Source organism: Vibrio sp. D173a (genome assembly GCF_030248475.1).
On sequence record NZ_JAHGAH010000486.1, the window covers coordinates 1 to 1,210 of the forward strand.

A 1,210-nucleotide genomic window follows, 5' to 3' on the forward strand; every position below is an offset into this window, starting at 1 on the left:
ACAATTGCCACTGCTGTCCATCGAGCGCTGGAAAGTGCAACACCTGAAAGATTTGTCGGTTAAAGCCCAGTTGTTGCAGGATAAAAATCACCACACACAGCAACATAATACTGAGTGTCACCGGCCCTGCTTTAGCCTTAATCATGCTAAGAAAGCTCGGAGTATGATAATGGAACTGACTTTTACGCGTTTCAGCGACATCCCAAGATGCTGCTTGATAGCGCTTATGGCTTGGCTCTGATAAAAAACGGTTGAGCTCCGCTTCGGTCTCGACTTGATGTTGGTCGTCGAGCAACCATAACGCAACGCGTCCTTCTCCCTCGGGAGACATCTGAATCGAGATCTGACGAGACGCCATATAATCAATGAATGCCTGCGCGACACGCGCATTATTCAATACCATCAATCTTACCATTGGTGTTTCCTGCTTAATTTTGTCTAAGGAAGCCAATTAACCTGTAATCACAGGAAGCTGGGCACGGTGCCAAGCTTCAAAGCCCCCATCTACACTGTATACGTCTTCAAAGCCTTGGTTGACTAAATACTGCGCTGCACCTTGGCTGCTGATACCGTGATAGCACATCACAAGGATCGGTTGTTCAAATTCTACCTCATTCATAAATGCCACCATGGTGTCATTCGTCAAATGATATGCGGTTTCTGGGTGGGCAACGGCAAATGATTGTGGGTCACGGATATCCACTAGGCGAGCATCGCTCTGTTCAATCAAGGTTTGAGCGCCTTGCACATCAATATGTTTAAACTGGTCCATTACTTTCTCTTGTACTGATTTACTTTGATGTCATTGTAACCTATCCCAAGGCTAACATTTACATCGACTTAATAAGGTTATCCACCAGCGATCACTTTTACACCATATGTGGATAAATCTGTGAATTGCGTGAATAAAGTGTTTTTTGAAAAATGGATCCACAAGATGTAGTAATGATCCTGATCTATCTGTGGGTTAACTTAAAACTATCCCCACCACAAAAACCGCCTGCAAGCCTTACTACACCCTGCTTTTTGACAACTGACAAAGAAACTCCTCACAGAGTTATCCACAATCAGCACTCACTTATTTCGATCGGATAGTGCATAAAATGCGATCCAAATAAAAAGGCCGAGATCTCTCGATCTCGGCCTTTTCAAAAATTTCGTTTGTTGCTTAGAAGTCGCCGACGGCTTGCTTTAACTTCTTCATTGCGTT

Annotated in this window: 1 protein-coding gene and 1 pseudogene; both read right to left on the reverse strand. The window is 44.0% G+C overall.

Annotation, left to right across the window (positions count from 1 at the left end; all coding sequences use genetic code 11):
• Window positions 1-415, reverse strand: a pseudogene (locus tag KIV40_RS26965) (rhomboid family intramembrane serine protease GlpG); the annotation flags it as partial.
• A gap of 36 nt (window positions 416-451) precedes the next feature.
• Window positions 452-772 (reverse strand): thiosulfate sulfurtransferase GlpE, encoded by a 321-nt coding sequence (gene glpE, locus KIV40_RS26970; protein WP_285352246.1) that lies wholly within the window; start codon window positions 770-772, stop codon window positions 452-454.
• Between the last annotated feature and the right edge of the window lie 438 nt (window positions 773-1,210).

Bases quoted from the DNA above. Each gene is read 5' to 3' on its own strand.
- glpE (WP_285352246.1), bottom strand. From the start codon at position 772: ATGGACCAGTTTAAACATATTGATGTGCAAGGCGCTCAAACCTTGATT.